The sequence below is a fragment of the Actinoallomurus acaciae genome (assembly GCF_042429965.1).
Taxonomy (GTDB): Bacteria; Actinomycetota; Actinomycetes; order Streptosporangiales; family Streptosporangiaceae; genus Actinoallomurus; species Actinoallomurus acaciae.
Genome location: NZ_JBHLZP010000001.1, coordinates 96,548 through 103,367, shown reverse-complemented (window position 1 = coordinate 103,367; position 6,820 = coordinate 96,548). Strand labels below are relative to the sequence as shown.

The following is a 6,820-nucleotide window of genomic DNA, read 5'->3' as shown; positions in this document are numbered from 1 at the left end:
GTCGTCGGCCTGGTCGCGGCGGTCGGCGGGCGTACCGCCGCGGCGCTGCTGGCCGCCGCCGTGGCGTTCATCGTCGCGGTCGGTGTGGATCCGCACCGGTGACCGAATGTGACGTGGATCACCGGCCACTCTGTCACGTCGGAGGAGGCTCCCCCGTCCTGTTGCCGTCATCGACGCACCCCGGCGCGGACGCCGGGAGGGACGGAGGAATCGACCATGCGAGTTCTCGTCGCGGGAGCCACCGGGGTCATCGGCGGACGGATGGTTCCGCTGCTGGGCATGGTGGGCCACGAGGTGCTGGGGCTGGCCCGGCCGGGATCCGACACCGCCGCGCTGGAGGCGGCCGGCGCGACACCTGTCGTCGCGGACGCGCTCGACCGGGACGGGCTGTGCCGGGCGGTCCGACGGGCGGCACCGGACGCGGTGGTGAACATGCTCACCGCGATCCCGGCCGAGATCGACCCCCGGCACCTGGCGCGCGACTTCGCGCCGACCGACCGGCTGCGGACCGAGGGCACCCGGAACCTGATCGAGGCGGCCCCCGGAGCACGGATCATCAGCCAGGGACTGGCCTACGGCTACCAGCCCGGCGAGGACCTGGCCGATGAGGACGCCCCGCTGTGGCGGACCGGCACGCCCAAGCAGTTCGTGCCGGTGCTGGCCGCGCTGACCGAGCTCGAACACCTGACCACGCAGGCGGGTGGGCTGGTGCTGAGGCTGGGCCACCTGTACGGACCCGGCTCGATCTACGCCGCCGACGGATCGTTCGTCCGGCAGGTACGGGCCGGGAAGGTCCCGCTGGTCGGCGGAGGGAACGCGGCGTTCTCCTTCACCCACGCCGACGACGTGGCGGCCGCCGTGGCCGCCGCGCTGGACAAGCCCGACGTCACCGGCGTGCTGAACATCGTCGACGACCGGCCCGCACCGCTGCGCGAGTGGCTGCCGGAGCTGGCCGCCGTGCTCGGCGCGCCGACGCCCAAGAAGGCACCCGCCGCCCTGGCCCGTCTGGCGGTCGGCAGCTGGGGCGTGGCGTTCATGAACCGCCTGCGCGGCGCCGCCAACACCCGCGCCCGGCTCCACCTGGACTGGCGTCCCCGCCACGCGTCGGTGAGCGAAGGGTTCCCCGCCGAGCTGGCGGACGGAATGGCCCAGGTCGCATGAGCGTTACCGCGATCCGACCGCGGATCCCGCGAGGGCGGATGGGAGCCGAGATGGACACTGACGCCGTCGAGATCTTCGAGGAGCATCGGCGGCTGTTGCTGGGCCTCGGCTACCGGCTGCTCGGCAGCATGTGGGACGCCGAGGACGTGGTGCAGGAGGCGTTCCTGCGCTGGACGAACACCGACCGGTCGCGGATCCGCGAACCGCGCGCGTTCCTGGTGACGGTCGTGACCCGCCTCGCGCTCGACCAACTACGGTCGGCGCGGGCGACCCGGCAGGCCTACACCGGGCCGTGGCTGCCCGAGCCCGTCGACGGGCAGGCGTTCGGGCCGCTGGAGACCGCCGAGCTGCGCGACACGCTCTCGTACGCGACGCTGCACATGATGGAGCGGCTGTCGCCGCCCGAACGGGCGGTGTTCGTGCTCCGCGAGGCGTTCGACCTGCCCTACGGCCGGATCGCCGAGATCCTCGGCAGGCCCGTCGCGACCTGCCGGCAGTGGCACCACCGCGCGGCCCGGCACCTGAGCAGAGGCGCCGGGCGCTTCACTCCCGCGCCCGAGGACCACACCGAACTCCTCACCCGGTTCCTGACCGCCGCGCGAAACGGCGACATGACCGCCCTGACCGACCTGCTCGCCGAGGACGCGGTCGCCTACAACGACGGCGGCGGCAAGGTCCGCGCCGCGCTGCGCCCGATCGTGGGACGCGACGACGTCGTGGCGTTCGTGACCGGGCTGATGTCCCGTTACCCGGTGGAGGAGGCCCGCCTGACCCAGGTCAACGGCGAACCGGCGATCTGGACCGTGATCGGCGGGCAGCGGCAACTGGTCGCCTTCGACGTCCGCGACGGACGCATCAACGCCATATACGGCGTCCTCAACCCCGACAAGCTCACCCGCGCAGACCGGTGAAGACGATGGCGAGGGTGCGTTCGCGCAGGTCGGAGTCACAGCCGCCCTGAAGCCCCCCTGACAGGTGGCCGCCAGCAGGGCCATCACCTCATCGATCCGCACGTTCGCGCGGACGGCGCCGGCCTCCTTCGCGCGGTCCAGCAGCGCGGCGACCTGCCGCCGCAGCGGCCGTACGGCGTCGGCCATGGTCAGGCCGGCACCGGTCGTGGACAGAAGCTCGACCACGGTCTTCTTCTCCGCGGCCTGCGCGACGAGGTCGGCGAAGAACGTGAACAGCGCGGTGCCCGGATCGCCGTCGGCGGCGAGCGCGGTCGCCTGCTCGGTGAGCCGCGACAGCACGTCCTTCATGATCGCCTGAAGCAGCTGTGCTTGGTCGGGAAGTGCCGGAAGACGGTGCCGATCGCCACGCCCGCGCGCTCGGCCACCTCCTCGGTCGAGGCGGAGGGCCCCTTCTCGGCGAAGACCGCCTCGGCGACGGCGAGGATCCGCGCCCGGTTGCGCCGCGCGTCGGCGCGCAGCGGCCGGGGGTCGTCAGGCACGCGCGTACCTCCGGAGGGTGGACAACATGAGTCACGACTCAGCCCGGCAGCCCCACACGCGTCGAAGGACGCGAGGAGCGGCTCCGCCGCACCGAACCCGAGCGGGCGAACTTCCCGGTGCGGTTCGAGGAGGTACGCGACGTCGTCGTCCACGAGACGACCGACCCGGAGGTGATCGTCGTGGAGTACGCGCTGGCCGGGGTGATCCCCGCCACCGGCTACCGGGGCTCCGAGTCGTTCATCCGCGTCCTGCGCGTCCGGGAGGGCAAGGTCGTGCACTGGCGTGAATACCAGAACACCCTGGCCATCGCCGCCGTGCTGGGCCGGCTCCCCGACCTGGCCGCCGCCTACGGCGGGAGTTAACCGGTTTCGCCCGCGTGGCGCGATGAGCCACCATCGTCGTATGAGCGGCACGGAGCGGGCGGGCGGCCGGCACATTGACCGGGGCCGCCCGCTGACCGCCTACGCGGACCTCGTCCACGTCGTGTGCCCGCGGTGCGGGTCCCGGGCCGCGGTCGTGGCCCGTCCGGGCCTGCCCGAACTGCGCTACTACGCCGAGCTTCGCTTCCGCCCACGCCGGTTGACCTGCGGCGACTGCGCCCTGACCCGCGAGTGGGCGGCCGAGCGCCGGGGCAACGCCCTCATCGGCGTTCGGCTCGGCGGGCCGGACGATCCGTTCTTCGGCCTGCCGCTCTGGCTCCAGACGCCCTGCCGAGGCAAGGTGCTGTGGGCCTACAACGAACGCCACCTCGACGCCGTCGAGGCCTACGTGGCGGCGACGCTCCGCGAACGCGGGAGCGGCCCGGCGATGAGCATGGTCGCCTGCCTGCCGGCCTGGATCAAGGCCGCGGGCAACCGGGACGACGTCCTGCGGGCCGTCGAACGCCTCCGCGGCCGGCACGCCGACCCGCACCGCCGGCCCTCCGCCGCGTACGGCCACGAAACACCGCGTCGCGCGGCCGACCTGTACGTCCGGCCGCCGTACTGACCGCACGGCGAAGGCCCGCCCACTAGGGACGGGCCTGCTGCCGGGGATCCGCCTCACACCGGCACCGGCTCGGGCGGCAGGGACGCGGCCGGCTCCTCACTGTGCGACAGGTTCGGCAGCCAGCCGAGCCAGCGCGGCAGGTACCAGTTCCGCTCGCCCAGCAGCGTCATCGCCGAGGGCAGCAGCACCGCGCGCACCACGGTAGCGTCGAGCAGGACCGCGACCGCCAGGCCCACTCCCATCTGCTTGAAGTCCTGCATCGACAGCGTCCCGAACACCGCGAAGACCGCGACCATGATGATCGCCGCGCTCGTCACCGCGCCGGCCGTCGAGCGGATGCCCTCCGCGACCGCCCGCGAGGTCGGCACACCCCGGTCATACGCCTCACGGATCCGCGACACCACGAACACGTGGTAGTCCATCGACAGCCCGAACAGCACCACGAAGACGAACAGCGGCAGCCAGGCCTCGATCGCGCCGACGCCCTGGGTGCCGACCAGGCTCGCGCCCCAGCCGTGCTGGAAGACGGCCACCATCACGCCGTACGCCGCGCCGACCGACAGCAGGTTGAGCACGATCGCCGTCGCGGCGATCGGCAGGGAGCGGAACGAGACCAGCATCAGCAGGAACGTCACGCCGAGCACGAAGACGAAGACCGGGACGATGCTGCCGCGCAACTGGTCGTTCCAGTCGTCGGAGAACGCGAGCGTGCCGGCCACGTGCGCCTCGGCGACCCGATCGAACGCCCGCGGCACCATGGCGCGCAGGGTCGTCAGCGCGTGCTGTGAGGTGGCGTCCGACCCGCTCCCGGCCAGCGGCACGTCGACGATCGCCACGTCCGGCCCGGCGTACACCTGGGTGCGCACCGACTGCCCGAACTCCGGATCGCGGCGCACGGAGGACTCGAAGGACGCGATCGCCGACTTCACCGCGGGCGCCTTGATGTCCTTGGCCCTGAGCACCACGGTCGCCGGGTCCGGGCCGCCCGGGAACGCGGCCGTGATGTGGTCGTAGGTCTGCATCAGCGGTGTGGCGCGCGGCACCTGCTTCTCGATGCCGAGCTTCTCGGTGTGCATGCCGAGCGCGGGCGCGGCCAGGACCAGCAGCACGCCGGCGGCCAGCGCCGCGGAGATGCCCGGACGGCGCAGCACCGGACGGAGTATCGCGTCCCAGAACCGCCCGGTCGAACGCCGACGCCGCAGGAACGGGATCCGCCCGAACTCCACCTTGTCTCCCAGCAGCGACAGCAGGGCGGGCAGCACCGTCACGGACCCGAGAACGGCGATGAGCACGACCAGGATCGTCGCCACCGCGAAGCCGTCGAACAGCAGCATCCCCGAGAAGAACATGCCGGCCATGGCCACCATCACGGTCAGCCCGGACACCAGCACGGAACGGCCCGAGGTCGCCGCGGCGATCCGCAGCGCGGTCTCCCGATCGCGGCCCGCCGCGCGTTCCTCACGCTCGCGGCGCAGGTAGAACAGGCAGTAGTCGACGCCGACCGCCAGGCCCATCAACAGCATGACCGAGCTCGCCGAATCGTCCATGTGCAGGCCGTGGCTGACCACCGCGAGCAGGCCGTTGGCCGCCATGAACGCCGTGACCGCGATGACGACGGGGACCACCGCGGCGAGAAGGGCCGCGAAGGCGACGAGCAGGATGCCCAGCGCCAGCGGCACGGCGGTCAACTCCGCGCGGGAGAAGTCCTTGCCGAGCGTCTGGTCGAACCAGTGGTCGCCGGTCGCGTCACCGAACTGCTCGATCCGCACCTCCGGATGCCGTGCCCGTACCGCGGCCACGGCGTTCTGCACCGGAGCGACGCGGTCCCCGGCCGTCTTGGGATCGCCGGTCATGTCGAACTGCACCAGGGCGTCATGACCGTCCCGCGAGATCAGCGGCTTACCCGGCGCCGTCGTCCGCCCGGTCGACCGTACGGCCTGCGCCACGTCCGGCAACGCGGCGCGGAACCCGTTCACGGTCGCGCTGTGCACCAGCACCATCTCCGACGCGGGCTTCGTGATGCCCGCGTCGTCGATGATCTTCGCGGCGCGGCCGGAGTCACCGACGCCGTCCTCACCGTCGGACAGGGACTGCTGCCCCACCATTCCGCCGATGAGAACGGCGGCCACCACGAACATCAGCCAGCCGAGTATCGCGGTCTTACGATGGCGCGCGCTCCAGCCGCCGAGCCGGGCGGCCACGTTGGGTTTCATCAGCGTCTCCTCGCTCAGTGAATACGCTGATGACGCTAGAAATCACGGCCCCGCGATCCCATCCCGGCGGCCCCCGGATCGTTTCGGGGGAGCGCACCTCCCCGGCAGTGGTGCCAGCACCACCCTCAGCGGATGCCGGCGAACAGATCGTCCTCGTCGTCGGGCACCGCGACGTCGCTCTTGACGCGGACGAACGCCTCGGTGCCGAGCACCTGCGGCAGGAGGTCGTCCGGCAGCCGCAGGAAGAAGATGTTGTCGGCCTGGCTCGCGTGCGCGGCGAGCGCCTTGCGTTTGCGGTCGACGTAGGACCGCACGTCGACGTGCGTGGTGATCTTCTCGTCCGGCGTGCCGAAGTCCTCGGGCAGCTCGTCGAAGTCGAAGTCGAATTCCACGCCCGCCTCGCGCAGCAGCGAACCCATCGCGCGGAACCCGGACCGGGGCATGGCCGTGTGGTAGAGCTTGTGCGGGAGGCCGCGTCTCTCCCGCTGCGCCTCCGCCGCGACCACCGCGACACGGTGCGCCTGGATGTGGTCGGGGTGACCGTACCCGCCGTTCTCGTCATAGGTGACCAGCACCTGGGGGCGGTACTTGTCCATCAGCGCGGTGAGCTTGGCGGCGGACTGTGCCAGGGGGATGTTGGCGAAGACGTCGTCGCGGGTGTTGGCGTCCCAGCCGACCATGCCGGAGTCGCGGTAGCCGAGCAGCTCCACGTGCTCGATGCCCAGGTGCGCGACCGAGTCGCGCAGCTCGGCGAGCCGCCGCTCGCGCACCGCGTCCTCGTCGTGGCCCGGCTCGCCGGGCTTGACCCCGCCCGGACCATCGCCCTGCTCGCCGTTCGTACAGGTCACCAGGACGGTGCGGACGCCCTCCTCGGCATATCGCGCGAAGATGCCACCCGTGCTCAGCACCTCATCGTCCGGATGGGCGTGCACGGCCATGAGCGTGAGTTCAGATTCCATGTGTTCCAGAATGCCGTGGCGCGGACGGACCGCACAGGCACGGCCTATG

Annotated in this window: 7 protein-coding genes and 1 pseudogene; 4 read left to right on the top strand and 4 right to left on the bottom strand. The window is 72.0% G+C overall.

Going from position 1 to position 6,820, the window contains the following annotated elements:
- The first annotated feature begins 216 nt into the window (after positions 1-216).
- Complete coding sequence (locus tag ACFFNX_RS00585; protein WP_378193312.1) at positions 217-1,161, top strand: NAD-dependent epimerase/dehydratase family protein; 945 nt, start codon at positions 217-219, stop codon at positions 1,159-1,161.
- Positions 1,162-1,211: 50 nt separating this feature from the next.
- Positions 1,212-2,072, top strand: coding sequence for an RNA polymerase sigma-70 factor (locus ACFFNX_RS00580; protein ID WP_378193310.1), 861 nt, complete (start codon positions 1,212-1,214; stop codon positions 2,070-2,072).
- 117 nt (positions 2,073-2,189) lie between these two features.
- Here ACFFNX_RS00580 and ACFFNX_RS00575 read toward each other — a convergent pair.
- Both ACFFNX_RS00575 and ACFFNX_RS00570 read right to left on the bottom strand, forming a co-directional pair.
- A pseudogene (locus ACFFNX_RS00575) lies at positions 2,190-2,420 on the bottom strand (SbtR family transcriptional regulator); the annotation flags it as partial.
- Positions 2,417-2,611, bottom strand: a complete 195-nt coding sequence (locus ACFFNX_RS00570; RefSeq protein WP_378193306.1) for a helix-turn-helix domain-containing protein — start codon at positions 2,609-2,611, stop codon at positions 2,417-2,419. The pseudogene ACFFNX_RS00575 and the gene ACFFNX_RS00570, both read right to left, overlap by 4 nt.
- 117 nt (positions 2,612-2,728) lie before the next feature.
- Between ACFFNX_RS00570 and ACFFNX_RS00565 the strand changes: the two genes are divergently transcribed.
- Positions 2,729-2,974, top strand: a complete 246-nt coding sequence (locus ACFFNX_RS00565; RefSeq protein ID WP_512699842.1) for a nuclear transport factor 2 family protein — start codon at positions 2,729-2,731, stop codon at positions 2,972-2,974.
- Between the two features lie 40 nt (positions 2,975-3,014).
- On the top strand, positions 3,015-3,599 hold the full coding sequence (locus ACFFNX_RS00560) for a hypothetical protein (protein ID WP_378193303.1): 585 nt from the start codon (positions 3,015-3,017) through the stop codon (positions 3,597-3,599).
- 53 nt (positions 3,600-3,652) lie between these two features.
- Here ACFFNX_RS00560 and ACFFNX_RS00555 read toward each other — a convergent pair whose 3' ends face one another.
- Positions 3,653-5,812 carry an MMPL family transporter gene (locus tag ACFFNX_RS00555; RefSeq protein WP_378193300.1) on the bottom strand — a complete coding sequence of 720 codons (2,160 nt, stop codon included), beginning with the start codon at positions 5,810-5,812 and terminating at the stop codon, positions 3,653-3,655.
- A gap of 125 nt (positions 5,813-5,937) precedes the next feature.
- Positions 5,938-6,771: a PIG-L family deacetylase gene (locus ACFFNX_RS00550; RefSeq protein ID WP_378193297.1), complete on the bottom strand. Its 834-nt coding sequence runs from the start codon at positions 6,769-6,771 to the stop codon at positions 5,938-5,940.
- Positions 6,772-6,820 lie beyond the last annotated feature (49 nt).

Excerpts from the sequence above, each read along its gene's own strand:
- ACFFNX_RS00560 (WP_378193303.1), top strand. The coding sequence starts at position 3,015 with ATGAGCGGCACGGAGCGGGCGGGCGGCCGGCACATTGACCGGGGCCGC.
- ACFFNX_RS00580 (WP_378193310.1), top strand. The coding sequence starts at position 1,212 with ATGGACACTGACGCCGTCGAGATCTTCGAGGAGCATCGGCGGCTGTTG.
- ACFFNX_RS00555 (WP_378193300.1), bottom strand. The coding sequence starts at position 5,812 with ATGAAACCCAACGTGGCCGCCCGGCTCGGCGGCTGGAGCGCGCGCCAT.
- ACFFNX_RS00585 (WP_378193312.1), top strand. The coding sequence starts at position 217 with ATGCGAGTTCTCGTCGCGGGAGCCACCGGGGTCATCGGCGGACGGATG.
- ACFFNX_RS00550 (WP_378193297.1), bottom strand. The coding sequence starts at position 6,771 with ATGGAATCTGAACTCACGCTCATGGCCGTGCACGCCCATCCGGACGAT.